This is a genomic window from Pseudomonas sp. AKS31 (assembly GCF_023634765.1).
GTDB lineage: Bacteria > Pseudomonadota > Gammaproteobacteria > Pseudomonadales > Pseudomonadaceae > Aquipseudomonas.
In genome coordinates, this window is the sequence record NZ_JAMLFX010000001.1 from 435,356 (window position 1) to 459,416 (window position 24,061).

General features: G+C 60.5%; 23 protein-coding genes. 7 read left to right on the top strand and 16 right to left on the bottom strand.

Annotation, left to right across the window (positions count from 1 at the left end):
- Positions 1–16: 16 nt before the first annotated feature.
- The 4 genes from M9827_RS01835 to cpaB are packed head-to-tail and all read right to left on the bottom strand — an operon-like array spanning position 17 to position 4,648.
- Complete coding sequence (locus tag M9827_RS01835; protein WP_250603023.1) at positions 17–1,285, bottom strand: TadA family conjugal transfer-associated ATPase; 1,269 nt, start codon at positions 1,283–1,285, stop codon at positions 17–19.
- Positions 1,282–2,472, bottom strand: a complete 1,191-nt coding sequence (locus M9827_RS01840) for a CpaE/TadZ family protein (RefSeq protein WP_250603025.1) — start codon at positions 2,470–2,472, stop codon at positions 1,282–1,284. The genes M9827_RS01835 and M9827_RS01840 overlap by 4 nt, the downstream gene beginning before the upstream one ends.
- Positions 2,469–3,686 carry a type II and III secretion system protein family protein gene (locus M9827_RS01845; RefSeq protein ID WP_250603026.1) on the bottom strand — a complete coding sequence of 406 codons (1,218 nt, stop codon included), beginning with the start codon at positions 3,684–3,686 and terminating at the stop codon, positions 2,469–2,471. The genes M9827_RS01840 and M9827_RS01845 overlap by 4 nt, the downstream gene beginning before the upstream one ends.
- Before the next feature lie 20 nt (positions 3,687–3,706).
- Entirely contained in the window at positions 3,707–4,648 is a 942-nt protein-coding gene (cpaB, locus tag M9827_RS01850; RefSeq protein ID WP_250603027.1) for a Flp pilus assembly protein CpaB, read from the bottom strand.
- Between the two features lie 331 nt (positions 4,649–4,979).
- Between cpaB and M9827_RS01855 the strand changes: the two genes are divergently transcribed.
- From M9827_RS01855 to M9827_RS01870, 4 genes are all read left to right on the top strand, one after another.
- Entirely contained in the window at positions 4,980–5,189 is a 210-nt protein-coding gene (locus M9827_RS01855; protein WP_442967431.1) for a Flp family type IVb pilin, read from the top strand.
- An 18-nt stretch (positions 5,190–5,207) separates the two neighbouring features.
- Positions 5,208–5,423, top strand: a complete 216-nt coding sequence (locus M9827_RS01860; protein ID WP_250603028.1) for a Flp family type IVb pilin — start codon at positions 5,208–5,210, stop codon at positions 5,421–5,423.
- Between the two features lie 73 nt (positions 5,424–5,496).
- Positions 5,497–5,904 carry a response regulator gene (locus M9827_RS01865; RefSeq protein WP_250603029.1) on the top strand — a complete coding sequence of 136 codons (408 nt, stop codon included), beginning with the start codon at positions 5,497–5,499 and terminating at the stop codon, positions 5,902–5,904.
- Positions 5,905–6,938: 1,034 nt separating this feature from the next.
- Positions 6,939–7,196 (top strand): DUF6124 family protein, encoded by a 258-nt coding sequence (locus M9827_RS01870; RefSeq protein ID WP_160038485.1) that lies wholly within the window; start codon positions 6,939–6,941, stop codon positions 7,194–7,196.
- Between the two features lie 60 nt (positions 7,197–7,256).
- On the opposite strand, the gene M9827_RS01875 is transcribed toward M9827_RS01870, so the two are convergent.
- The 3 genes from M9827_RS01875 to plsB form a co-directional block, all read right to left on the bottom strand.
- The gene (locus M9827_RS01875) at positions 7,257–7,946 is read right to left on the bottom strand and encodes a DUF4197 domain-containing protein (protein ID WP_250603030.1); all 690 of its coding nucleotides are present in this window, start codon (positions 7,944–7,946) and stop codon (positions 7,257–7,259) included.
- Positions 7,947–7,986: 40 nt separating this feature from the next.
- Positions 7,987–8,385: a YbaY family lipoprotein gene (locus M9827_RS01880; RefSeq protein ID WP_250603031.1), complete on the bottom strand. Its 399-nt coding sequence runs from the start codon at positions 8,383–8,385 to the stop codon at positions 7,987–7,989.
- 117 nt (positions 8,386–8,502) lie between these two features.
- Positions 8,503–11,004, bottom strand: a complete 2,502-nt coding sequence (plsB, locus tag M9827_RS01885) for a glycerol-3-phosphate 1-O-acyltransferase PlsB (RefSeq protein WP_250603033.1) — start codon at positions 11,002–11,004, stop codon at positions 8,503–8,505.
- Positions 11,005–11,242: 238 nt separating this feature from the next.
- Here plsB and M9827_RS01890 point away from each other — a divergent pair, with 238 nt between their 5' ends.
- A complete protein-coding gene (locus tag M9827_RS01890; RefSeq protein WP_007908870.1) occupies positions 11,243–11,452 on the top strand; it encodes a cold-shock protein in 210 nt (69 codons plus the stop codon).
- Positions 11,453–11,543: 91 nt separating this feature from the next.
- Here the strand turns inward: M9827_RS01890 and M9827_RS01895 are convergent, their stop codons facing one another.
- From M9827_RS01895 to M9827_RS01910, 4 genes are all read right to left on the bottom strand, one after another.
- A complete protein-coding gene (locus M9827_RS01895; RefSeq protein ID WP_250603034.1) occupies positions 11,544–11,921 on the bottom strand; it encodes a hypothetical protein in 378 nt (125 codons plus the stop codon).
- Positions 11,922–11,996: 75 nt separating this feature from the next.
- On the bottom strand, positions 11,997–12,806 hold the full coding sequence (locus M9827_RS01900) for a putative RNA methyltransferase (protein ID WP_250603035.1): 810 nt from the start codon (positions 12,804–12,806) through the stop codon (positions 11,997–11,999).
- Positions 12,806–13,957: a succinyl-diaminopimelate desuccinylase gene (gene dapE, locus M9827_RS01905; RefSeq protein WP_250603036.1), complete on the bottom strand. Its 1,152-nt coding sequence runs from the start codon at positions 13,955–13,957 to the stop codon at positions 12,806–12,808. The genes M9827_RS01900 and dapE overlap by 1 nt, the downstream gene beginning before the upstream one ends.
- A 204-nt stretch (positions 13,958–14,161) precedes the next feature.
- Complete coding sequence (locus M9827_RS01910; protein ID WP_250603037.1) at positions 14,162–16,750, bottom strand: glycosyltransferase; 2,589 nt, start codon at positions 16,748–16,750, stop codon at positions 14,162–14,164.
- Between the two features lie 214 nt (positions 16,751–16,964).
- Here M9827_RS01910 and tcdA point away from each other — a divergent pair, with 214 nt between their 5' ends.
- Positions 16,965–17,783: a tRNA cyclic N6-threonylcarbamoyladenosine(37) synthase TcdA gene (tcdA, locus tag M9827_RS01915; protein WP_250603038.1), complete on the top strand. Its 819-nt coding sequence runs from the start codon at positions 16,965–16,967 to the stop codon at positions 17,781–17,783.
- 44 nt (positions 17,784–17,827) lie between these two features.
- Here the strand turns inward: tcdA and M9827_RS01920 are convergent, their stop codons facing one another.
- From M9827_RS01920 to M9827_RS01935, 4 genes are all read right to left on the bottom strand, one after another.
- Entirely contained in the window at positions 17,828–18,232 is a 405-nt protein-coding gene (locus tag M9827_RS01920) for a SufE family protein (protein ID WP_250603039.1), read from the bottom strand.
- Positions 18,229–19,434, bottom strand: a complete 1,206-nt coding sequence (locus M9827_RS01925) for an aminotransferase class V-fold PLP-dependent enzyme (protein ID WP_250603041.1) — start codon at positions 19,432–19,434, stop codon at positions 18,229–18,231. Before M9827_RS01925 ends, M9827_RS01920 begins: the two co-directional genes overlap by 4 nt.
- A gap of 131 nt (positions 19,435–19,565) precedes the next feature.
- Positions 19,566–20,600 (bottom strand): 2,3,4,5-tetrahydropyridine-2,6-dicarboxylate N-succinyltransferase, encoded by a 1,035-nt coding sequence (dapD, locus tag M9827_RS01930; protein WP_011332675.1) that lies wholly within the window; start codon positions 20,598–20,600, stop codon positions 19,566–19,568.
- A 32-nt stretch (positions 20,601–20,632) separates the two neighbouring features.
- Positions 20,633–20,995: an ArsC family reductase gene (locus tag M9827_RS01935; RefSeq protein ID WP_003222107.1), complete on the bottom strand. Its 363-nt coding sequence runs from the start codon at positions 20,993–20,995 to the stop codon at positions 20,633–20,635.
- A gap of 291 nt (positions 20,996–21,286) precedes the next feature.
- Here M9827_RS01935 and M9827_RS01940 point away from each other — a divergent pair, with 291 nt between their 5' ends.
- The gene (locus M9827_RS01940) at positions 21,287–22,918 is read left to right on the top strand and encodes a Na+/H+ antiporter (RefSeq protein ID WP_250603042.1); all 1,632 of its coding nucleotides are present in this window, start codon (positions 21,287–21,289) and stop codon (positions 22,916–22,918) included.
- Positions 22,919–22,964: 46 nt separating this feature from the next.
- On the opposite strand, the gene dapC is transcribed toward M9827_RS01940, so the two are convergent.
- Positions 22,965–24,061, bottom strand: a 1,097-nt coding sequence (dapC, locus tag M9827_RS01945) for a succinyldiaminopimelate transaminase (RefSeq protein WP_250603044.1), incomplete at its 5' end; no start/stop codon positions are given.

The following is a 24,061-nucleotide window of genomic DNA, read 5'->3' on the forward strand; positions in this document are numbered from 1 at the left end:
TCGGTGCTCCTTGCCGTCAGCCCGGATGTGTCTCGTGGCGCAGCTTGTCGCCGGCCGGATTGACGGCTTCGCGCAGGAAGCCGAAACCGCTGCGGCGGTCGAGGCGGAACAGGGTGTTGGTGACGTAAACGTCTTCGCGAATACCGACCACCTCCACAACCTCGCTGACGCAACGGCGCCCGTCGGGCATGCGCGTCAACTGAATGATCACGTCGAGGGCCGCGCAGATCATCTGCCGCAACGTACGTTCGGCGATGGAACGGCCCGTCAGACCGACCAGCGTTTCCAGACGCAGCAGGGCATCCTGCGCATTGTTGGCGTGCACGGTGCTCATCGAGCCGTCGTGACCGGTGTTCATCGCCGTGAGTACATCGACCACTTCGACGCCACGAATCTCGCCGAGGATGATCCGGTCGGGGCGCATCCGCAGGGCATTGCGGATCAGGTCGCTGGCCTTCACTTCACCGTGGCCTTCGGCATTCGGCGGACGGGTTTCCAGGCGCACCACGTGGGGGTGGCCGAGCTGCAATTCGGCGACGTCTTCGATGGTCACCAGACGTTCGTGCGGGTTGATCAACTGGCTGAGAATGTTCAGCAGCGTGGTCTTGCCGGTGCCGGTGCCGCCGCTGATGAGGATGTTGCAGCGCTTGCCGACCGCATTCTGGAAAAACTCGAAGATCTGCAGGTCGACGGTTTGCATCGCGATCAGGTCGCTGCTTTTAAGCATGTCCTTGCGGAACTTGCGGATCGACAGGCACGGGCCGTCGAGGGCAATCGGCGGAATGATCGCATTGACCCGGCTGCCATCCGGCAGGCGTGCGTCGACCATCGGTGAGGATTCGTCGAGTCGCCGACCGAGCGGTGCGAGGATGCGTTGCATCACGCGTTCGACGTGATGGGCGTCGATAAACCGCAGGTCACTCTGGTGCAGCACACCGTCGCGTTCGATGAACACCCGGTGCGGACCATTGACCAGAATTTCGGTCACCGACTGATCGCGCAGCAATACTTCCAGCGGGCCGAAACCGGTGAGTTCGTCGACGATCTCTTCGGCCAGCCGTTCCATTTCATAGCGGGAAATCGCCAGGTGCAAACGGGCGATGTACTCGGCGACTTTGTCGGTGACGAACTGTGCGAGTTGCTGGCGTGAGCCTTCCAGCAGGTTTTTGCCCGACTCTTCGAGGGCGTCGATGATGTAGCGATGCAGGACCAGTTTCAGGCCTTCGTGATCGCTATTGCCGGCTGCAGTGCGGGGCGCCGCGCCGAAGAGTTTTTCTGCGCTCATGAGGTGCCTCGCAAGCGGTCGAACCAGGTCACTTTAGGCTTGGCCAGACCCTCGGAACGTTTGGCCAGACGTTCACCGAGTGTACGCAGGCTCTGGGTGAGTTTTTCTCGCGGGGCCAGTTCGAACAGGCTGACGCCCTGGTTTTTGGCGTTCAGGCGCACTTCGGGAGTGAGGGCCAGCGTGGCGATCACTTCCAGATTGAACGTCTTGCCGAGGGTTTCCGAATTGGGCGCGACGTTGCTCAAGTAACGGTCGATCAACAGCCGCCCGTGGTCGAGTTTCATGCCTTTTTCACGCCACAGATTGAGTACGGCGAGGTTGCGTCGGCAGTTGAGTACGTTCTGGTCGGTGTACCAGAGCAACTTGTCGCAATGGCTGACAAAGGTGCGCAAGGCTTCGCTGTCGGTCTGTCCGGTGAGGTTCACGACGATGTGCTGGAAGTGCTGGCGCAGGGCGCTGAGCAACATGTACAGCTCGGCGGCGCTGGTGTTTTCCAGCGGCTCATCGTTGCTGGCGTAGGCGAGAATGCGCAGGCCGGCTTCGGTGCTGGTGAAGGCGCTGTCGATCAGTGTGGCGTCGAGCCGGCGCAAATGGCGCAAGGCATCGCCGAAGTGAAACGAACTCTCCAGCCCGAGCAAGGCGAGGCTGTCACCGCGCGGCAATCCGAGATCGAGCAGCAAGGTTTGCTGACCGCTCTTTTGCACGACCAACGCCATGTGGTTGGCCAGCAGCGCGCCGTCGGAACTGCTCTGCACGCCATACATGACCGTGAGGCCGCCCAGTTGTGTGCTCGGCGCCACGGGCGGCAGGCGTTTGCTCAAACGCCGCACCAAGCCGGCGACTTCGCTGGAGCGCGAACCGTAGGCAACAAAGTCGCGGGCGCCGGCGCGCATCGCATTGAGCACCAGCTGATTGTCCATGCCGTCGCCGAGGGCAACGATCGCCAGCATCGGTTTGGCCTCCAGCGCGCCTTCGATCAACGCGCTCTGGGCGACCACGTGTTCGCGATCAAGGCCGACGAACACCAGGCTGGCGAAAGTGACGTCGACCAGCGCGAGCAGTTCGTCGAGGCTGCCGCCACCGGCGCTGACCACTTGGCCGAGCGGCGCGAGCGCGCCCTGCAGCCACTCCAGATCGGTGCTGTTGCGGGTGATGGCGAGAAAGGTCTGGCTCAGATTCTGGCTCATTGGGATAACCCGCTGCGCTTGTCGAAGTTGCCGTTTTCAAGGAAAAACATGCGATAGAAGTTCGGATCGTAATTGCGCAGTTTTTCCCCGGGTAACGACGGCAACTGGGCATCGGCGGCCAATGGCTGCACTAGATGCGGCGTCACGATCATCAATAGTTCGCGCTCTTCGCGCTTGATCTGCGAGCCTTTGAAAAATGCGCCGAGTACCGGGATGTCACCGAGGCCGGGAAACTTGTTCACTTGCGAGCTGTTGGTGGTGCTGATCAAGCCACTGATGACGAAACTCTCGCCATCGCCCAGCGACACGCTGGTGTCGGTGCGGCGGATAGTCAGCGCCGGCACAGTGGTGCCGGCGATCTGTACGGCGTTACTGAAGTCCAGTTCGCTGACTTCCGGGGCGACCTTCAAAGCGATGCGGTCGCGGCCGATGATGGTCGGTGTCAGGGTCAGGCGGATGCCAAATTCCTTGTATTCGATCGACACGCTGTCGCTGCCGGAGCTGGGCACTGGGATCGGGATTTCACCACCGGCCAGAAAGCTTGCGCTCTGCCCGTTCAGCGCCACCAGACTCGGCCGTGCGAGGGTGTAGGCGAAGCCGCTGGTTTCCAGCGCATTGATGATCGCCATGGTCTTGCCGCCGACCCACGAGAAGTTGAACAGCGAGTTGTCCACCGGTAGGCGTGGCTGCGGCACCCCGTCAATCGGCGGCAAGGTGCCGGGCGAACCGAACAGAAAGTTGCCGCGCGTGCCGATCAGCGAGGCGGTGGCTTCCTTGAGTTTGGTACGGCTGACTTCGACAAAACGAATGTCGGTCTGCACTTGCGATGGCAGGCTCGGATCATCCGACGGCAGGCTGGTGCTCAGCGCGGCAGTGGCGGCGCCCTGCACGAACACCATGCTCTGACGCGGCTCGCTCGAGCACGACGTCCAGACCATCAGGCTGGTGGCGCCGGGCGCAACACCGGTGAGCAGAAAGGACGAGCTGCCGGTGGCGTGGACGTCGGCGATTTTCGGATCGCCGATTGCCAGACGGGTGATCGCTACCGGCGACTGCACATCCTGCTGAAACCCTTCGCCGATTTCGATCACCGGTGGCATGCGCCCCAGTGCCGGGCAATTACCGACCGCCGCGAATGCAGCGTCCATCGACAGCCCCATCAATAACACGGCGCGCAGCATTGGTTTGAATGTCGGCCTGAAACGACTTTGCATGCCCTTGGATCCTTGCGCAGTCATGGATTTTGTTGGCTGATCTGGTTGCCGCGAATGATTTCCACGGCAGGCCGTGCAGCACCACCGGAACCACCGCTGGACGGTGCTTTCGGTGCGGTGCCCATGGCCAGTTGGGTGAACTGGAAGAGTTGTCGGTTGGCGGTGTCGAGATGAGCCGTGGACTGTTTTTCACCGGCCCAGTATTTGGCCAGGCGTTGTTCTTCACTGCTGCGTACGGCCAGGCGCAAGGTGCCGGCTTGCGTGGCAAGCATCAGGCGACTGAGCAGTTGTTCCGGTACCGCCAGCACCACGGTGCGCGCGGCGACGCGGCGTTGATCCTGTTTGAGTTTTTCCTCGGCGCTCAGGGCCGGCGAGGCCGGTTGGCCATCGTTGGTCAGGCCGTACTGGTCACCCACCCCAAGCACGCGCATGGCCGGCAAAACGATCTGCGCCGACTGTTCGAGGTTGCTGGAGTCCTGGCGCAGGTAGAGCAGCACATCGACGTAATCGCCGGGAATCAGTTGCCCGGCCGCGCCGATCACTTCGTCAACGGCCACGGTGAGCGCACGTTCATCGCTGTGAATCATGCGTGCCAGTGAACCGCCGGCAGTAAAGCTTTCCTCGTTCAGCCACGTGCCAGCGCTGAGGTGTCGCCAGGGTGTGCGGCCGACGGCCTGATCAATAGTGCTCAAGCTACCGGCCGGTGCACTGCGCAGCTTTTCCACGGCCACATCGGCGGCCGTCAGCGCAGTGAAGGGCGGCACATCATGTAGCAGCACCACCACCGGTTGGCGGGTCTGGTCTTCGGCAATGGCGACAGTATTTTCAACAGTGACGGCTGGTGCGACAGGGGCGGCGGCGACGTGTGCCGGCTGACGACTGAGCACCAGTCCCCAGTAACCGACAAAAACAGCTCCCAGTAACAGGATGGCTGCAAGGCCCATGGTGACGCGACTGTTCATGACGGCTCTCCCTTTCCTGCTGCACTACCCACTGCTATTGCTAACGAGAGAAGTTCCCAATCTGGCAGCTATGAACATGCAACTATTTCGCTATTTCCACGCTAGCTGATCCAAGCCAAAACGCCATTACTGACAGGAAAATAACTTACGAAAGTATGAGTCTTGGCCAATTAACAGCAGGCAATGGCAAAAACACGATTGGATTAATACTTTCCGGTTAATCCGTTCTTACAGTTGTTGGGCGGGGATTTGTTGACAATGCTCAGATGGCACGGTGGAACCTTGCCGCTGTAGTGCGACATCGGCGCCAGAGGCGCGAAGGAGTGGACGTATGTTCCAGATGATTCTTGATTACTTGATGGTCAGAGTGCGTCTGTTGTTCAGAAACGAGGAGGCTGCATCAGCTATCGAGTACGCGATCGTGGTGGCGATGGTAGCCGTGGTGGTTGTGGCATTTGTGACTCCCCTCGGTAATCGGGTGTTGTTCTACTTCAACAACATTTTGACCGGACTGGGCGGCACTGCCGTGACCAGACCCTGACGATCAAGGAGAACGGCGATGCTCTTTGAATACCTGATGATTCGTGCCCGCAGTTTCCTGGCCGATGATGACGCTGCATCGGCCATCGAGTATGCGATTGTGGTGGCGATGGTCGCGGTAGTGGTCATCGCTTTCGTTACGCCTGTGGGTGGCCGTGTGGTGGTCATGTTCAACAACTTGCTGGAGGCGCTGGGGGGCACGGCCGTTTCGACCACGCCTGCGCCATCCTCTTGAGCTGAAACGAAGCTTAATGCCCGGCTGATGTCGGGCTACACTCGGGTTTACTTTCAGTTTTCAGGGATTGCCCATGAATGCTCCTTCGCTGCCGCGCCAACAGTTGCTTCTGGTTGACGATGAAGAGGACGCGTTGCTGGAGTTGGCGGAGTTGCTGGAGGGGGAGGGGTTCAACTGTTATACCGCGACGTCGGTGAAGCTGGCGTTGCATCATTTGACTCGCCATCCTGATATCGCGTTGGTGATTACTGATTTGCGTATGCCTGAAGAGTCCGGGATGTCGTTGATCAAGCGGTTGCGTGAGCATACTGCGCGCCAGCATTTGCCGGTGATTGTGATGTCGGGGCATGCGGATATGGAGGATGTCAGTGACCTGTTGCGACTGCAGGTGGTAGATCTTTTTCGCAAGCCGATTTATTACGTCAGGCTGTTGGAGACTCTGAATAATTTGTTTCCCAAGCCTACGGTTCAGGTTGGCTGAGGTTGAGCTCGGCGGCCTTTGGGCCGACCGTGCTTTTTGGGGTTTTTGGTGAATATCCGTTGCTGCGGGTGTTGCTGCTGGCGGTTTCGCCCTTACGGCGAGGCACTTTTTCCAGACGCCGAAAAAGTACCCAAAAACGCTTGCCGCAACGTTCGGCCCTCTCGCTGAGGCTCGGGGTTCCTTCGCTCCGGGATCGATCCGGGGGGCATCGCCTACGGTTTGCTTCGCTGCACCTCCTCTCGATGTGTTCGACTTCGTCGAACGGTCGCTGCGCTCCCACCCCCGGATCAATCCCTCCACTCAGCCTGCCGACGGGCCTTCAGATCAAGATCAAAAGCTGCAGCCGAGCTAACGCTCATCCTGTTGAGTGGTGAGGAGCAGAAGCGATCTGCTCTCGCTTTTCTGTGGGAGCGAGCTTGCTCGCGATGACGCCCTGACAGCCGCCCAATCTCTACCTAATTGTGGGAGCTGGCTTGCCAGCGATGGCGGCCTGACAGCCGACCTGTTTTCTGCAGGTGTACTCAATCCAACTGTAGGAGCGAGCCTGCTCGCGAAGGCGGCCTGATAGCCGACCTGTTTTCTGCAGGTGTACTCAATTCAACTGTGGGAGCGAGCCTGCTCGCGAAGGCGGCCTGACAGACGACCCGTTTTTTGCAGGTGTACTCCATTTAACTGTAGGAGTGACCCTGCTGGCGATGACGATCGGACAGGCAAAATTGTTTAACCGTGTTGCGAAAATACAGAACCTTCCCACAAGGTTTTCAGGTTGTCCGTCGGAAGCGCGATCTCTAGGCTAGGTCTGTCGCTGCAAAAATCAGCGACCGGGTTTCGCAGCCCGGTTAAACTTCAGACGCACAGCGTCCACCATCCGAAAGCGGGCGCTTTTTTATGCCTGTGTCATGGCGGTTGTGCGCGGGATACCTTCGGGTATGCCGGGTGCCTGAAGTCCCGGTCTGCGAACCTGCGTACAGCTGCCACCTAACTTTCGTTTCGCAGCGAACGGTGGCGGCTCCACTACTTCAGGAGATTTCGCCATGTTCAAAACCACACCCAATCCCCCCAAACCCGTCAGCCATCCCAGCACAATTTTTACCGTCCTTCCCGAAGTCGATTCCGAAACATTACTCGCTCACGCCTGTGAAACCCTGGCCTCAGCCAACATCATGGCCAGCGAACTGGCGTTCACCCTGAATGGCCCGACGTGTAGTCAGCTTCTGGGTATTCAGCAGATGATTTCCCTCGCTGAGCTGTCGGTGAATCGCGTCCTCGATCAAGTCGATCCGCAAAACTGACGCCCACAAAAAAGCCCGCTGAACCGGTAAAGGTCAGCGGGCTTTTTGTCGTTCAGCACATTACAAAGTCCCGAACACCTTCTTCGCCAAACTGGTCGCCGCAGCAGCCGGGTTCTGGCGGATGGTTTCTTCCTGTTTGCCGATCATTTCGAACAGGCCATTCAGCGCTTGCTCGGTGACGTAGTTTTCAACGTTGGCGCTCTTCACATCGACAACGCCAAACGCAGCAGCCTGACCGGCGAACGAGTTGTACTTCTGCGCTACGCCAACCTTGTCGGTCGCCTGTTTGACGATCGGCAGGAACTTGGCGCGGATCTGTTCGCGGCTGGATTTGTCGAGGTATTGCGTGGCGGAGTCCTTGCCGCCGCTGAGGATGCCTTTGGCGTCTTCCACGCTCATTTTCTTCACGGCGTCGACGAGGATTGGCTGGGCCTGGGTCACGGCGGATTCGGCAGCCTTGTTCATCGCGGTTTCCAGTTCTTCAACCTGGGCGCCCATGCCGAAGGCTTTCATCTTGCTCGCGGCTTTGCCGAGTTTGCCCGGCAGTTCGATCTTCACGTCCGGGTTGTTGCTGAAGCCGCCGGGGGTGCCCAGTTGCTTGACGGCGATTTGCGCGCCTTGGGTCAGGGCATCCTTGAGACCGCCGGTGGCGTCTTTTTGCGACAGGTCACTCAGCGACAATGCCATGGCGCTGGCGGAGATCATCAGGCCTGCGCACAGGCCGGCGAAGCGAAGGGTAGGGCGGAGCATGGCGGCTTCCTTGTTGCGGAAAAGGGTTGCGGACAATGAATCAGCGAACGGCGTCGACGCGGATTTTCAGCGGCTGCGGGTCGTTGCCGTCTAGTTTCACGGCGTGGTTTTCGGTGGTGATGAACATCAACTCACCGTTGACTTCAATGCGCGCGCTGACCGAATAACGGTGGCCGGGTTTGACCTGCGCCGGATCGTAGCTCAAGTGGAAGGGCAGTGGCACCTGACCTTTGACCGGGCCTTTTTGCTCGTCCAGCACCACGGCTGGCGCGTCGGCCAGCGAAACGTCCTGCAGGCTGACGCTGAGGGTCGCGCTTGGTGGCAGGGCGATGCGCTGCAGATAGAACACTTCACCGTCGAGGCCGACCTTGCCGGCAGGTGTGGTCGATTGGCAGGCGCTCAGCAACGTGGCGGCGGCAAGCAGAGTCAGTTTTTTCATGGAAAATCTCCTTTTCAATGTGGGAGCGAGCCTGCTCGCGAAAGCGGTTTAGCATTCAACATTTCAGTTGCCTGACACTCCGCCTTCGCGAGCAGGCTCGCTCCCACCAGGTTTGCATCAGGTCTCGGGTTGAGTGATGACCTGATCGGCAGCGTCTTCGCTGCGATGCAGTGCGACCTGGCGGATCGACAAGCGAATCTCTGCCGGCAACACGCGTTTGGCTGCACCTTCGGCAAGCTCGCCGAGCAGTTCGTGATAACTCAGTTTGCCGGCCTCGTCGCGACGCAGCACGTCGAGGTCGAGCATCGTCTGGATGAAGTGGCGGAACAGGCTCTTGTCGAAGAACTCCGGGGCATTCAGGCCATGGAGGATCGACAGGCGCTGGGCCATGACTGTGCAGAGGTCTTCCAGCTCTTCGGCGCTGATGCTGTTCTGGCCGCTGTTGAGCAGCAAGGACACGGTCATGTAGAAGCGCTGCAAGGTCTGGGCGATGCTCTTCGACAGCAGCGTCAGCAGGACGAAATGCCGCGAGCTGGGTGCCGGGCGCAGATAGACGTCTTTCTCGAAACGCAGCAGGCCTTGTTCGACGAACGCGTCCAGCCACTGATCGACCACACTGTCCAGTTCGTCCAGCGTCCAGCGAATGAACAGCTCCGATTGCAGGTACGGATACAGCGCACGGGTGTAGCGCAGGATCTGTTCGCGGCTCATGCGCGAGGTGCTCTGGAAGAAGCTCGCCAGCAGCGCCGGCAGCGCGAAGATGTGCAGGACGTTGTTGCGGTAGTAGGTCATCAGGACGGCGTTCTGCTCGTCCAGATAAAGAATTTTGCCCAACGCGTCGTTCTGCTCGGCGAGCAGGTCCATGTCTTTCACATGCTCGATCAGCGCGCGGCCGTCGCCTTCCGGCAGCGTGGTGTGCGGCGAGTACGGGACTTTGCGCAGCAGCGCCAGATACAGATCCAGCACCCGCGCCATGGCGCGATCATCCAGCGCCAGACGCGTGGTCGACAGCAGCGCCAGCGCCACCAGGTTGACCGGGTTGATCGCCGCCGCTTCGTTCAAATGCTGCGCGACTTTTTCGCCGAGGCGATTGGTGGTCTCGTTGAGCCACGCCGGTTTGTACTGCGGGCCGAGTTCCTGCTGGCGCCAGTCCGGTTGCTCGGCGTCGAGGAATTCCGCCAGTTTGATCGGCTCACCGAAATTCACCGCAACCTGACCGAAACGCTGCTTGAGCGCGCCGATGACTTTGAAAATGTCGAAGATCGATTCTTTCTTCTTGCTCGCGCCACGCAATTCGCCGAGATAAGTGCGACCTTCCAGCACGCGCTCGTAACCGATGTACACCGGCACAAATACGATCGGCATCCGCGACGAACGCAGGAAGCTGCGCATGGTGATGGCGAGCATGCCGGTTTTCGGTTGCAGCATGCGCCCGGTGCGCGAGCGGCCGCCCTCGACGAAGTACTCGACCGGGAAGCCTTTGGTGAACAGGGTATGCAGGTATTCGTTGAACACCGAGGTGTACAGCGGATTGCCCTTGAACGTGCGGCGCATGAAGAACGCACCGCCACGGCGCAGCAGGCTGCCGATCACCGGCATGTTCAGGTTGATCCCGGCGGCGATGTGCGGCGGGGTCAGACCGTTGCGAAACAGCAAATACGAGAGCAGCAGGTAGTCGATGTGGCTGCGATGGCAAGGCACGTAGATCACTTCGTGCCCCTGCGCGACTTTCTGCACGCCTTCGATGTGGTTGACCTTGATGCCGTCGTAAATCTTGTTCCAGAACCAGCTCAGCACCACTTCGAGGAAGCGGATCGCGGTGTAGGTGTAGTCCGAGGCGATCTCGTTGCCGTAGCGCAAGGCCTGGGCCTTGGCTTTTTCCGCGGAGATGTTTTCGCGCTCGGCTTCGTCGAGGATCGCTTGCTTGACCAGCGGCTGGTTGAGCAGGCCTTTGACCAGGTTACGGCGGTGGGAAATGTCCGGGCCGATGACGGCGGCTTTCAGATTGCGAAAGTGCACCCGCAGGATGCGCTGGGCCATGCGCACGGTGCGTTCGTGACCCTTGTTGTGTTCTATCAGCTCGCGCAGATGAATCGGCGCGGAGAACTGCACGCGGGTCTTGCGGCCGAGGACGATGATGCTCAGCAGGCGACGCAGGCGCCCGGTAACGGCCCAGCTGTCGGCGAACAATAGCTTCCACGGACTGTTTTCGCTGTCCGGCGACTGGCCCCAGAACACGCTGACCGGAATGATCTGCGCGTCTTCGGCAGCGTTCTGGGTCAGGGCGCTGACCAGTCGGGTCAGGGTCGGCGGTGCGCCGCGTTTGTCCTGGCGACCGAGCCAGTCCGGATCCGGCGTCAAGTAGAAAAACGCCGCCGGTTCGATCAGCGAACCCACTGACACCGGCAGCACCGGGCGCGGCAGGCCGGCCTTGGTGCATTCTGTGTCGACCACGGCGAGATCGGTCAGCGAAGGGTTTTGCAGGACGTAGAACACCGGACGACTGCGGTCGAGGTTGAGGGTGAGCGACGACTGGTTGATCGTCTCCGAGCGAACCCAGAGGTACAACAGTCGGCGCAAGGTGCCAAACACTAGACGGCGGAACGGGGAACGGGTCATACGGCTTCTGCGTGAGTGAATAAAACCGAGCAAGTGCTCGGGCGGTCGACAGTTTGCCGTATTCACCGAAAATCGGCAAAAAAGCGGCGAAGTAATCTCCTGTTGAGACTTTTCGCACCTGTCATATACTCGGCGGTCTGTCGCCGGGGCCCTTGTATGGACGTCGGACGCAGGCTGACGTTCCTCTAAGGCTTTCCTGCGAAAAGCCTGTTCAATAATAAAAAAGGAGTATGAACAGATGGCAACACGTGAAACCGGCAACGTGAAGTGGTTCAACGACGCCAAGGGCTACGGCTTTATCCAGCGCGAAGACGGGGTGGACGTGTTCGTGCACTACCGCGCGATTCGCGGCGAAGGGCACCGGTCGCTGACCGAAGGCCAGCAGGTAGAATACGCAGTGATTACTGGCGAGAAGGGTTTGCAGGCTGAGGATGTTGTAGGCCTGTAACCTTGAAGATCAAAAGATCGCAGCCTTCGGCAGCTCCTACGGGTGTACACATGACCCTGTAGGAGCTGCCGAAGGCTGCGATCTTTTGCTTTTAGGCAGTTTTCCAGGTGATCTCTTCTTCACCGTCTGCGCTGATGCGAATCCAGCGATCCGCTGTCTCCTCACCTTCTTCTTCAACCCATGTGCCCGGTGCGCAACGCACTTCGACGTTCAGCGCAGCAAAGGCTGCGCGGGCGCAGGCGATGTCGTCGTCCCATGGCGTCTGGTCGCTTTCCAGGTACAGGCTGTTCCACTTGCCCACGGCTTTCGGCAGCCAGGTCACCGGCACGTTGCCGGCCGTGCACTTGTAAGTCTGGCCTTTCTGTACCCAGTCGCTGCACGGGCCCAGTGCTTCGCCGAGCCAGGCGGAAATGGCCTTGTGGTCGACGTCGGCGTCTTTCAGGTAAATCTCGATGTCCGGTTGGCGCATGGATGTCCTCACTGTGGGTCTGAAAAATCCATTCGCGGATTTAGCCGGCCCCGGGCACTCGCCCGGAACCAAAAGTTATTGAAGAACGAAATAATCGTAGCGCATCGACACGGTGGTCACGAACGGCTCGGCCTGTTCGATTACCGCCGCACGACGCTCGGCACTGGCGCGCCAGCCGTGGGGTGTCATCGCCAACAGGTTGGCGCGATCCTCGGGCTTGTTTAGCGTCAGCTTGAATTCCAGGGTTTCGCTGTGCGCCAGCGCCATGCCTTCCGGCACCAGGGCCAGATGCTTGTCGTCGGTGTACTCGCGCACTTCGTCGTACAGGCGTTCGCGCAGTTCCATCAAGTGGCCGCTGGTCGGGCCGACTTTCATCAGGCCGCCGCCGACACTGAGCAGACGCTTGGCTTCGTCCCAGTCCAACGGACTGAAAACGCTGGCGAGAAACTGACAACTGCCCGACGCCAACGGCACGCGGGCCATGCTGGCGATCAACCAGGTAATCGCCGGATTTCTTTTGCAGGCGCGTTTGACCGCTTCACGGGAAATGTCCAGTGCGTAGCCGTCAGCGTTCGGCAAGGCCTCGGCGATTTGCGCGGTGTAATAACCCTCGCCACAACCGATGTCGACCCAGCGATCGGGCGTATAACTCGCTGCCAGTTCGGCCAGACGTTTGGCCACCGGCGCGTAATGCCCGGCGTTCAAGAAGTCCCGGCGCGCCTCGACCATGGCCTGGTTGTCACCAGGATCGCGGCTGTTCTTGTGCTGCACCGGCAACAGGTTCAGGTAACCCTGCCGCGCACGGTCGAAGCGATGGCCGGCAGGACAGACCACGCCGTTGTCCACCGCATTCAGCGGTTCACTGCAGATGGGGCAAGCAAGCATCAGGCGAGCAACTTGATCAGGGTCTGGTAGTAGATCTCGGTCAGCACGTCGAGATCCGCCGCCAGTACGCGTTCGTTGACCTGGTGGATGGTCGCGTTGACCGGCCCCAGTTCAACCACTTGCGTGCCCATGGTCGCGATGAAACGGCCATCGGAGGTGCCGCCGCTGGTGGACGCCTTGGTCTCGCGACCGGTGATGTCCTTGATGCTCGCCGACACCGCGTCGAGCAGCGCGCCCGGTTCGGTGAGGAACGGCAGGCCGGACAGCGCCCAGTCGATGTGCCAGTCCAGATCGTGCTTGTCGAGGATGTCAGCCACGCGTTTCTGCAGGCCTTCGACGGTCGATTCGGTGGAGAACCGGAAGTTGAACACCGCCACCAGATCACCCGGAATCACGTTGGTCGCGCCGGTGCCGGAATTGACGTTGGAGATCTGGAAACTGGTCGGCGGGAAGAAATTGTTGCCGTGATCCCAATGCTCGGCGGCCAATTCAGCGAGGGCCGGAGCGGCGAGGTGAATCGGGTTCTTCGCCAGATGCGGGTAGGCCACGTGACCCTGAACACCTTTGACGGTGAGCTTGGCGCCCAGCGAGCCACGACGGCCGTTTTTCACGACGTCGCCGACCAGAGTGGTGCTCGACGGTTCGCCAACGATGCACCAGTCCAGACGCTCGTTGCGTGCTGCCAGACGCTCGACCACAGCCTTGGTGCCGTGGTGCGCCGGGCCTTCTTCGTCGCTGGTGATCAGGAACGCGACCTTGCCTTTGTGGTTCGGGTAGTCGGCGACGAAACGCTCAGCGGCGACGGTCATCGACGCCAGGCTGCCTTTCATGTCCGCCGCGCCACGGCCGCAGAGCATGCCGTGTTCATCGATCACGGCGTTGAACGGGTCGATCTGCCACGCCGTGACCGGGCCGGTCGGCACCACGTCGGTGTGGCCGGCGAAGCACAACACCGGGCCGTCGTTGTTGCCGTGGGTGGCCCAGAAGTTATCCACATCTTCGATGCGCATCGGCTCGAGGTTGAAACCGGCATCGCCCAGGCGCTGCATCATCTGCTTCTGGCAATCGGCGTCGACCGGCGTCACGGACGGACGGCGGATCAGGTCGATGGCGAGTTGGAGGGTCGGCGAAAGGTCGGCGTGGGCCGTCATGTAAATAACTCCGGGTGCGCACGGTAAACCTGTAGGAGCTGCCGCAGGCTGCGATCTTTTGATTTTGTTTTTTAAAATCAACAGCAAGATCAAAAGATCGCAGCCTTCGGCAGCTCCTACCGAGTTTGTTGGCATTGAAAAAGGCGGTCATTCTAAAGCAAAACGGCGGCCCGAAGGCCGCCGTTTGACGTTATCCGTTACCGATTATGCGGCTGCCGGCTCCGGTGCCGCCGCCGGTTTCGGCAGCGACGACAGGAACGCCATGATCAGCGCCGCCAGATACGGCAGCGACTGCACCAGCAACATCACCACCCAGAAACGCATGTCGTTGCTCGGCATGCCGTTGACCAGGAAGATCCCCAGCGCCGCGCCCCACAACAGCAGCATGATGAACAGCTCTTCCCGCGCTTCGGAAATCGCCACCCAGAAGCCATGGTTGTCGGCGTTTTTCGGCGTGCGGAAGAACGGAATGCTGCTGGTGAAGAAGCCGTACAGCACCGCTTTGGCGATGGTGTGCGACAACGCCAGCCCGGCCAGTGCCGCGCAGAACGCATCTTTCAGGTTCACGCCGACGGCGCGACGATAGAGGAAGATGATCTTGCCGACCTTGAACACGAACAGCGCCAGTGGCGGGATCGCGAAGATCAGCAGCGGCGGATCGACCCGTTGCGGAACGATGATCATCGCCGCCGACCACAACAGCGCGCCGATGGTGAAGAAGATGTTCATGCCGTCCGCGACCCACGGCAACCAGCCCGCGAGGAAGTGATAGCGCTGGCCACGGGTCAGCTCGGTGTCCTTGCCGCGCAGCAGGCTGCGGGTGTGGCGCTTGATGATCTGGATCGCGCCATACGCCCAACGGAACCGCTGCTTCTTGAAGTCGATAAACGTATCCGGCATCAAACCCTTGCCGTAGCTGTCGTGGTAATACGCCGCCGACAGGCCTTTTTCGAACACGCGCAGGCCGAGTTCGGCGTCTTCACAGATGCACCAGTCAGCCCAGCCCAATTCTTCCAGCACCGAACGCCTGGTCATGGTCATGGTGCCGTGCTGGATGATCGCGTCACGGTCGTTGCGGGTGACCATGCCGATGTGGAAGAAGCCTTTGTATTCGGCGTAGCAGAGCTTCTTGAAGGTGCTTTCGTTTTGGTCGCGGTAATCCTGCGGCGACTGCACCACGGCGATTTTCGGATCGGCGAAGTGCGGCACCATGTGCTTGAGCCAGTTCGGGTGCACGCAGTAATCGGAGTCGATCACCGCGATGACTTCGGCATCCTTGGCGGTGTGCGGAATCAGGTAGTTCAGCGCGCCGCCCTTGAATCCGGCCAGGGGCGAGACGTGGAAGAACTTGAAGCGCGGGCCGAGGGTTTCGCAGTAATCGCGTACCGGTTCCCACACCGCCGGATCCTTGGTGTTGTTGTCGATGATCAGGACTTCGTAGTCCGGGTAATCGAGGGCGGCCAGTGCGTCGAGGGTCTGTTTGACCATCTCTGGCGGCTCGTTGTAGCACGGTACGTGGATCGAGACTTTCGGGCGATAGCTGGAGTCGCCCTCGACTGGCAGGAACTCGCGCCGACGCTTGTGAATCCACACCGCTTCGGCCAGTTCATGGGCCTCCGTCAGCAAGACGATAAACACCCCGAGCGCACCCAGCGCCAAGAGGAAACCGACCGTCAAACTGAACCACGTGCTGTATTGCAGGCTGTAGTCGTAACCGATCCACACCAGCACCGAGCCGCAGAGGAACGCGATAAAGGTCAGGAAGATCCGCCCACGCTGGCGCAGCGCCGAGCCGTCGATCATCAGCAGGGTCAGCGACAGCAGGGCCAGCACCACCGAGCCAACGGCCAGCACACGCCATTGCGGAATCGCCACCACCGGGCCTTCGAAGTTGAATTTCTGTTGGCGCGCGGCGTTGAACACGCCCCAGTAGGCGCCGACCGAGCCTTCGTCGCTGGCCTTCCACGGTTGGTCAAACGCTTCGATCACGAAGTAGTTGAAGCCTTGGCGGTTGAGCTTGTTCACCAGGTTACGCAGGTAGATCGCCTGATCCGCCGGCGACGCATCGGCGCCACCGCGCATGCGGCCGTTGCTCGGCCAGCCGACTTCGGAGAGCAGCAGCGGTTTTTTCGGAAACAGCTTTTTCAGATCGCGGGCACGATCGAAAACGAACTGGCCGGCCTTGTCGACCGGAATGAACTCCCAGTACGGCAGAATGTGGGCGGCGATCAGATCGACGTGTTTCGCCAGTTGCGGGTACTTCTCCCAGATGTGCCATTGCTCGGATGTGGTGACCGGTACTTTGACGGCGGCGCGCACTCGGTCCAGCAGAACGATAAGGGCCTCAGGGGTAATCTCTTCGCGAAACAACGCCTCGTTGCCGACTACCACACGCACAACGCTGCGCGAGGTATTGGCCAGTTCGATGGCGCGGGTGATTTCCCTCTCGTTGCGCTCCTGATCCGGACTGATCCAGATGCCGAGGGTGACCCGCAAACCGAACTCCTCAGCCAGTTTCGGGATGTCTCCCAAGGAGCCGTCGACCGAGTAGATGCGGATGTTGTCCGTCAGCTTGCTCATGATCTCCAGGTCGCGGCGCATTTCGTCGTCAGACGGATACTGATCCTTCTGCGGGAATTGTCCCTGCTGGAACGGCGAATAGGAGAAACCGGAGATCTGCTGCGGCCAGTTCGGCGCGGAGACCGGGCGATTGATCAGCGCCCAGAAACCGGTGAACAGGGCGGCGATTGCCAGAACCACCACCAGGTTGAGTCCAAATTTACGCGATGACATAGCTATTTCGGGTTCCAAAGGCTGTGGAACGGAGGATCGGTCGGCTAGACGCCCGAGGGGCGCGCATCCTACACCGGCAGTTCGCAAGTCGTACATCAGACAGGGAAATGCCCGACATTGGGCAGCCGACTTTGACTTAAGTTCTTACACTTGTAGCTTGAAGCTTAAAACTTGTCGCTGTGTAGCCCTATAATGCGCGCCGGTTTTTGGGGTAATGGTCATGAGTACAGAAGATCCGCGGTTTGCAGGCATCGCCCGTTTGTATGGCATCGAAGGCATGGAGCGTTTGCGCGCGGCCCATGTGGCGATCGTCGGCGTCGGTGGCGTCGGTTCCTGGGCAGCGGAAGCCATGGCCCGCTGTGGCGTCGGCGAGATTTCGCTGTTTGACCTCGATGACGTCTGTGTCAGCAACGCCAACCGCCAGTTGCACGCGCTGGACAGCACCGTCGGCAAGCCCAAGGTCGAAGTGATGGCCGAGCGCCTGCGCGGGATCAATCCGGATTGCACGGTGCACGCGGTGGCGGATTTCGTTACCCGCGAGACCATGGCCGAATACATCACGCCGAACATCGACTGCGTGATCGACTGCATCGACGCGGTCAACGCCAAGGCTGCGCTGATCGCCTGGTGCAAGCGGCGCAAGATCCAGATCATCACCACTGGTGGTGCGGGCGGGCAGATTGATCCGACGCTGATTCAAGTGTGCGATCTCAACCGCACGTTCAACGATCCGTTGGCGTCGAAAGTGCGTTCGACGTTGCGTCGCGACTATGGCTTTTCGCGTACCGTGACCCGTCATTACAGCGTGCCGTGCGTGTTTTCCACGGAGCAACTGCGTTATCCGAAACCGGATGGCAGCATTTGCCTGCAGAAGAGTTTTGTCGGTGATGGCGTGAAGCTCGACTGCGCCGGTGGGTTTGGCGCGGTGATGATGGTCACGGCCACGTTCGGCATGGTCGCGGCGACCAAGGCTGTGGACAAGATTGTTGCGGGGGTTCGGCGTCCGGCTGACCGAGTTAAACCTCAGGCTTGATGCTGGGGCTTATGCCCTCATCGCTGGCTTGCCAGCGATGGCGATTAACCAGCCAACTCATTCATTCGCTGGAGCACTGCATTGAGGCCATTGCTGCGCGATGGCGATAGCTGCCGCGAAAGGCCGAGCTGATTGAACCAGTCCGGCAAATCAATTTGCTTCAGATCAGCGCCCGACAAGCCATTTACCCGCAACAAGAGCAACGCCACCAACCCGCGAATCATCCGCGCATCGCTACTCGCCGCAAATTGCCAATGGCCGTCGCGCAATTCCCCAACCAGCCACACCTGACTCTCACAGCCATGCACCCGGTTGGCGTCGCACTTATCCGCGTCATCCAGCGCCGGCAGACGATCACCAAACTGCATCAACAACCGCGCCCGTTGTTCCCAGCCAGCCGCGTTCTGAAAGATCTGCAGCGCCTCAGCCGCTTCAACCGGCAAGCTCATCGCAACAACTCCAGCGCCTGATCCAGTGCTTCAAAGAAACGCTCCAGATCTTCCGAGTCGTTGTACAGCGCCAGCGACACCCGAATCGCCCCGGCCAGTTCAAAGCTTTTGAGTAGCGGCATCGCGCAGTGATGCCCGGCGCGCACGGCGATGCCTTGTTCGGTCAGCAGATGCGCGAGATCGGCGTTGTGCACGCCCTCGACGACAAAACTGGCCAGTGCCAGTTGCGGCTTGCCAAGCAAGCGAATGCCGTTTCGCGCTGCGAGGCCGCGCAGCAAATAGTCATGCAGCGCAGCCTCGTGAGCGGACACCGCTTCTTGATCCAGACCCGACAGATAATCCAGCGTCGCACCGAGGCCGATCACACTGGCAATCGGCGGCGTACCCGCCTCGAACCCCAGCGGCGCCGGGCGGAAACGCGCGTCGTGATAGTTGGCTTCCAGGACCATTTCGCCGCCGAATTGCCATGGCTTCAGTTGCTCAAGCGCAGCATTGCGCCCAAACAGCACGCCGAGGCCATCGGGGCCGTAGAGCTTGTGGCTGGAAAACACATAGAAGTCGCAACCCAGCGCCTGCACGTCATGCCGACCGTGAACAACGCCTTGTGCGCCATCGACCACGGTCAACGCGTTCTGCGCCTTGGCCATGCCCAGCAACGCCGACAATGGCTGCCACGAACCGAGCACGTTGGACAACTGACTGACCGCCAGCAACCGCGTGCGCGGGCCGATCAGATGCACAGCGGCGGCGAGGTCGATCAAGCCGTCGGCGTCCAGCGGCAGGATCACCAGTTTAAGACTGCGCCGTTGCGCCAGTTGCTGCCACGGCAACAGGTTGGCGTGATGCTCCAGGGCGCTGATGACAATTTCATCGCCCGGTTGAAAAAGAGATTCCAGGCCATAAGCCAGGAGATTCAGCGCACTGGTGGCGCCGTGGGTGAAGATGATTTGCCCGCTGTCACCGGCATTCAGCCACTGGGCCACCTTCAGCCGACTGTCCTCGAACGCCTGCGTCGCGTGAGCGCCGGGCAGGTGTTGCGCACGATGCACATTGGCCGCGCCGTTGGCGTAGTAATGCGTCAGTGCGTCGAGCAGGGCTTGGGGTTTTTGCGTGGTGGCGGCGTTGTCCAGATAAGTCTGGTCTTGCCGTTGCAGCGCGGCGATGGCCGGGAAATCGGCACGCCACGGGGAGGGAATCATCATTTGTTCAGCCCTGTGAACTTGGGCGGGATGTACACAAGACACTGTGGGAGCGAGCCTGCTCGCGAAGGCGTCCTCGAGGACGCTAAAAGCTTCGCGACCAAGCTCGCTCCCACAGTTTATCAATGTGCTGCTTAGTTGTGAGCGTGCAGCGCTTCGTTCAGTTCGATCGCCGATTTGTGGGTTTTGCATTCCACAGCACCGGTTTCCGAATTGCGACGGAACAGCAGGTCAGTCTGACCGGCCAGCTCGCGCGCCTTCACAACCTTGACCAGGTTGTTGTTTTCGTCGAGCAGCGCAACCTTGGTGCCGGCGGTCACGTACAGGCCCGACTCAACGGTGTTGCGGTCGCCCAACGGGATGCCGATACCGGCGTTGGCGCCGATCAGGCAGCCTTCGCCGACCTTGATCACGATGTTGCCGCCGCCCGACAGGGTGCCCATGGTCGAGCAACCACCGCCCAGGTCCGAACCCTTGCCGACGAACACGCCAGCCGATACGCGGCCTTCGATCATGCCCGGGCCTTCGGTGCCGGCGTTGAAGTTGATGAAGCCTTCGTGCATCACGGTGGTGCCTTCACCGACGTAAGCGCCCAGACGCAGACGTGCCGCGTCAGCAATACGCACGCCAGCCGGAACCACGTAGTCGGTCATTTTCGGGAACTTGTCCACCGAGAACACTTCCAGCAGCTCGCCACGCAGACGCGCTTCCAGTTGCAGTTCAGCCAGTTCGCTCAGGTCAATGGCGCCCTGGCTGGTCCACGCGACGTTCGGCAGCAGCGGGAAGATGCCGGCCAGGCTGACGCCGTGTGGCTTGACCAGACGGTGCGACAGCAGGTGCAGCTTGAGGTAGGCCTCAGGTGTCGAGGTCAGTTGCGCGTCTTCGGCCAGCAGGGTGGCGACCAGCGGCTTGTGGCTCTCGGCCAGACGGGTCAGCAGCTTGCCTTGCACGGCGTCGATGCCTTTCACGGCTTCAGCCAGTTGCGCAGCCTGCGCGGTGGTGAAGGTGATGGCCTGATTGCCTTCGGTGTAACCGAGGATCGGCGCAACGGCAGCGACCAGTTCGGCCGACGGGTTGAGCAGTGGCTGGGCGTAGAACACTTCCAGCCAGGCGCCTTGACGGTTTTGAGTGCCGACACCAAAGGCGATGCTGAACAGGGAGTTGGACATGTGAATACCTCTAGCAATAAGTGACGGGCTGCTTATTTGAGTGCGGCCGCGTAGATGTCTGGCTTGAAGCCAATCAGGGTTCGGTCACCGAGATCGAGCACCGGGCGCTTGATCATCGAGGGTTGAGCGAGCATCAGTTCGATGGCTTTCGACTGGTCGAGATCGGCTTTGCGTTCGTCGTCGAGTTTGCGAAAGGTCGTGCCTGCGCGGTTCAACACCGTTTGCCAGCCGTGTTCGTCACACCATTGGGTCAGGTGTTCACGGTCGATGCCGGCGGTTTTGTAATCGTGAAAGTCGTAGCTGACAGCGTGTTCATCGAGCCAGGTGCGCGCCTTCTTCATGGTGTCGCAGGCTTTGATGCCGAAAAGGTGCAACGTTTTACTTGAAACGGTCAAGGAATCGCCCCCTTTACAGGTGCTGGAGAAAAATGGTGTCGGATTATGCCATGACCAAACGGTTTCGTCGGCCACGGTTGTCGTAACGCTGCAAAACCTGTGGGAGCGAGCCTGCTCGCGAAGGGGCCGTATCAGGCAATATCTCTGTTGAATGACGGAGCGCATTCGCGAGCAGGCTCGCTCCCACAAGAGACTGCAATCCGGCAGTGCGACATAGGTGCAACGGTCAGATCCATCCTAAGCGGCTAATATGGCAGTTCAACGCTGTCGATTGTCTGAGATTTCCGCTTTATGCAAACCGCTTACACCGTCCTGATCCTGCTGATGCTGGTCAGCGTCTCGCGGCTGGTCGGACGGGTCATCCCGTTGCCGCTGCCATTGGTCCAGATCGCCGCCGGCGCCTTGCTCGCCTGGCCGACCCTCGGTCTGCACGTTGCCCTCGATCCCGAATTGTTCCTGTTTCTGTTCTTGCCGCCCCTGTTGTTTTCCGATGGCTGGCGCATGCCCAAACGCGAGTTCTGGCAGCTGCGCGGGCCGATTTTGACGCTGGCCGTCGGGCTGGTGCTGTTCACCGTGGTCGGCGCCGGGTACTTCATTCATTGGTTGTTGCCGTCAATTCCGTTGCCGGTGGCCTTCGCCCTGGCGGCGGTGTTGTCGCCGACGGACGCGGTCGCCGTTTCGGCCATTTCGCAAAACCGCTTGCCGACCCCGCTCATGCATATCTTGCAGGGCGAGGCGCTGATGAACGATGCCTCGGGTCTGGTGACGTTCAAGTTCGCACTGTCGGCGGCTATCACGGGCGTGTTCTCGCTGACCAACGCCAGTCTGACGTTTGTCCTGGTGGCGCTTGGCGGGTTGGCGGTCGGTGTGGCCTTGAGCTGGCTGGTCGGGCGTTTGCGGGCGTGGATGATCGCCCGTGGCTGGGATGATCCGGCGACGCACGTGGTGTTCATGTTGCTGTTGCCGTTCGCGGCTTACGTGTTGGCCGAACGCCTTGGCGTGTCAGGCATTCTCTCGGCCGTGGCGGCGGGGATGATGCAGAGCTGGCTCGATCTGTTGCCCCGGCAGACCAGCACGCGCTTGCTCAATCGCAGCGTCTGGTCGCTGCTGGAGTTTGCTTTCAACGGTTTGATCTTCCTGCTGCTCGGCCTGCAATTGCCGGACATCATCAAAGCCGTGGTCAGTCACGAGCCGACGTTGTGGCCAACACTGTTCTACCGCTGCCTGGATGTCGTGGCGATTTTCCTCGCGCTGGTGTTGCTGCGGTTTATCTGGGTGCAAAGCATCTGGCGTTTGTCGGTGCTGTTGCGCCGCTTGCGTGGCAAGGGCGAGCTGACGCAAGTCCCGACCGCACGCTCTTGCTGGCTGCTGACTGTCGGCGGTGTGCGCGGTGCAGTAACGCTGGCCGGCGTGATGTCGGTGCCGATGTTGATGGGCGCGGATGCGTTTCCCGAGCGTGACTTGCTGATTTTCATCGCCGCCGGGGTGATTCTGTTGTCGCTGATTTCGGCATGCATCGCGCTGCCGCTGTTGTTGCGCGGGATTGAAAAAAGCCCGGACGACAAGCGGCGCCAGGAAGTGCGCGATGCCTGGCGCAAAACCGCAGAAGCGGCGATTCATGCGCTTGAAACGGAGGAGATCACCCCGCAGGACGCCGCTCAGGCTGCTTTGTCGGCCGAGCTGAAGGCGCGGATCATGTCCGAGTATCGTCATCAGCTGGATGTCTTCAACGACTCCGCCGAAGCCCAGGCCCTCGCGTTTCAAATGGATTTACTCGAGCGTCGCATGCGCCTGAAAGCGCTCAGGGCGCAGCGTCTGGAACTCTATAACCTCAGTCGTCATCACCAGATCGGTGATGACGTCCTCAGAGAAGTGTTGGCCGATCTGGATTTGAGTGAGGCCAATCTGGGGCAGGTGAAATAATCCATCGTGATGCCCGCACAAGATTGCCTGATGCGGGCACGACGATTTACTTCTGGCGAGTGATGAAGGCGCGAATCCGTTCAGCGGCTTCGACACATTCGGCCAGCGGCGCGACCAGTGCCATGCGCACACGGCCGGCACCTGGGTTGACGCCATCGACGTCACGGGACAGGTACGAACCCGGCACCACGGTCACGTGCTCCTGCTCAAACAGATCGCGGCAGAACGCTGCGTCATCACCTTGCACGTTCGGCCACAGGTAGAAGCTGCCATCCGGGCGCTGCACGTCCATCACCGGGCTGAGGATCTCCAGCACTGCATCGAATTTCTCGCGGTACAGCGCACGGTTGGCGCGAACGTGCACTTCGTCATTCCACGCCGCCACGCTGGCCAGTTGCGTTTGTACCGGCATCGCGCAGCCGTGATAGGTGCGATACAGCAGGAAGCCTTTGAGGATGTCGGCATCGCCGGCGACGAACCCGGAGCGCAGGCCCGGCAGGTTGGAACGCTTGGACAAACTATGGAATACCACGCAACGCTTGAAGTCTTTGCGGCCCAGTTCGACACAGGCAGTCAGCAGGCCCGGCGGCGGGGTTTGTTCGTCGAAGTACAGCTCGCTGTAGCACTCGTCGGCGGCGATCACGAAATCGTACTCGTCGGCCAGGGCGATCAGTTTCTTCAGGGTGTCGACCGGGATCAGTGCACCGGTCGGGTTGCCCGGCGAGCAGAGGAACAGGATCTGGCAGCGCTTCCAGATGTCCGGCGAAACGGCATCGAAGTCCGGGTTGAAGCCATTCTCGTCCAGGCACGGCAGGTAATGCGGCTTGGCCCCGGCGAGGAACGCGGCGCCTTCGTAGATTTGGTAGAACGGGTTCGGGCTGACCACCAACGCGTCGTCGCCACGGTTGACCACGGTCTGGGTGAACGCGAACAGCGCTTCGCGGGTGCCATTGACCGGCAATACGTTGCGCGCCGGATCGATCCAGCCACTCGGCACGCCGAAACGACGCTCGCACCAGCCGCCAATGGCTTCACGCAGCGCCGGGATGCCGAGGGTGGTCGGGTACACGGCCATCTGATCCAGACTGTTCGCCAGCGCTTCGGCGACAAAGCTTGGCGAGCGGTGTTTCGGCTCCCCCCCCC

Excerpts from the sequence above, each read along its gene's own strand:
- dapD (WP_011332675.1), bottom strand. The coding sequence starts at position 20,600 with ATGTCCAACTCCCTGTTCAGCATCGCCTTTGGTGTCGGCACTCAAAAC.
- M9827_RS01895 (WP_250603034.1), bottom strand. The coding sequence starts at position 11,921 with ATGCGCCAACCGGACATCGAGATTTACCTGAAAGACGCCGACGTCGAC.
- M9827_RS01920 (WP_250603039.1), bottom strand. The coding sequence starts at position 18,232 with ATGAGCTTGCCGGTTGAAGCGGCTGAGGCGCTGCAGATCTTTCAGAAC.
- M9827_RS01900 (WP_250603035.1), bottom strand. The coding sequence starts at position 12,806 with ATGCTTGCTTGCCCCATCTGCAGTGAACCGCTGAATGCGGTGGACAAC.
- M9827_RS01940 (WP_250603042.1), top strand. The coding sequence starts at position 21,287 with ATGCAAACCGCTTACACCGTCCTGATCCTGCTGATGCTGGTCAGCGTC.
- plsB (WP_250603033.1), bottom strand. The coding sequence starts at position 11,004 with ATGACCCGTTCCCCGTTCCGCCGTCTAGTGTTTGGCACCTTGCGCCGA.
- M9827_RS01890 (WP_007908870.1), top strand. The coding sequence starts at position 11,243 with ATGGCAACACGTGAAACCGGCAACGTGAAGTGGTTCAACGACGCCAAG.
- M9827_RS01875 (WP_250603030.1), bottom strand. The coding sequence starts at position 7,946 with ATGCTCCGCCCTACCCTTCGCTTCGCCGGCCTGTGCGCAGGCCTGATG.
- tcdA (WP_250603038.1), top strand. The coding sequence starts at position 16,965 with ATGGTCATGAGTACAGAAGATCCGCGGTTTGCAGGCATCGCCCGTTTG.
- M9827_RS01860 (WP_250603028.1), top strand. The coding sequence starts at position 5,208 with ATGCTCTTTGAATACCTGATGATTCGTGCCCGCAGTTTCCTGGCCGAT.
- M9827_RS01925 (WP_250603041.1), bottom strand. The coding sequence starts at position 19,434 with ATGATGATTCCCTCCCCGTGGCGTGCCGATTTCCCGGCCATCGCCGCG.
- M9827_RS01835 (WP_250603023.1), bottom strand. The coding sequence starts at position 1,285 with ATGAGCGCAGAAAAACTCTTCGGCGCGGCGCCCCGCACTGCAGCCGGC.
- M9827_RS01855 (WP_442967431.1), top strand. The coding sequence starts at position 4,980 with ATGTTCCAGATGATTCTTGATTACTTGATGGTCAGAGTGCGTCTGTTG.
- M9827_RS01840 (WP_250603025.1), bottom strand. The coding sequence starts at position 2,472 with ATGAGCCAGAATCTGAGCCAGACCTTTCTCGCCATCACCCGCAACAGC.
- M9827_RS01880 (WP_250603031.1), bottom strand. The coding sequence starts at position 8,385 with ATGAAAAAACTGACTCTGCTTGCCGCCGCCACGTTGCTGAGCGCCTGC.
- M9827_RS01910 (WP_250603037.1), bottom strand. The coding sequence starts at position 16,750 with ATGTCATCGCGTAAATTTGGACTCAACCTGGTGGTGGTTCTGGCAATC.
- M9827_RS01870 (WP_160038485.1), top strand. The coding sequence starts at position 6,939 with ATGTTCAAAACCACACCCAATCCCCCCAAACCCGTCAGCCATCCCAGC.
- dapE (WP_250603036.1), bottom strand. The coding sequence starts at position 13,957 with ATGACGGCCCACGCCGACCTTTCGCCGACCCTCCAACTCGCCATCGAC.
- cpaB (WP_250603027.1), bottom strand. The coding sequence starts at position 4,648 with ATGAACAGTCGCGTCACCATGGGCCTTGCAGCCATCCTGTTACTGGGA.
- M9827_RS01865 (WP_250603029.1), top strand. The coding sequence starts at position 5,497 with ATGAATGCTCCTTCGCTGCCGCGCCAACAGTTGCTTCTGGTTGACGAT.
- M9827_RS01845 (WP_250603026.1), bottom strand. The coding sequence starts at position 3,686 with ATGCAAAGTCGTTTCAGGCCGACATTCAAACCAATGCTGCGCGCCGTG.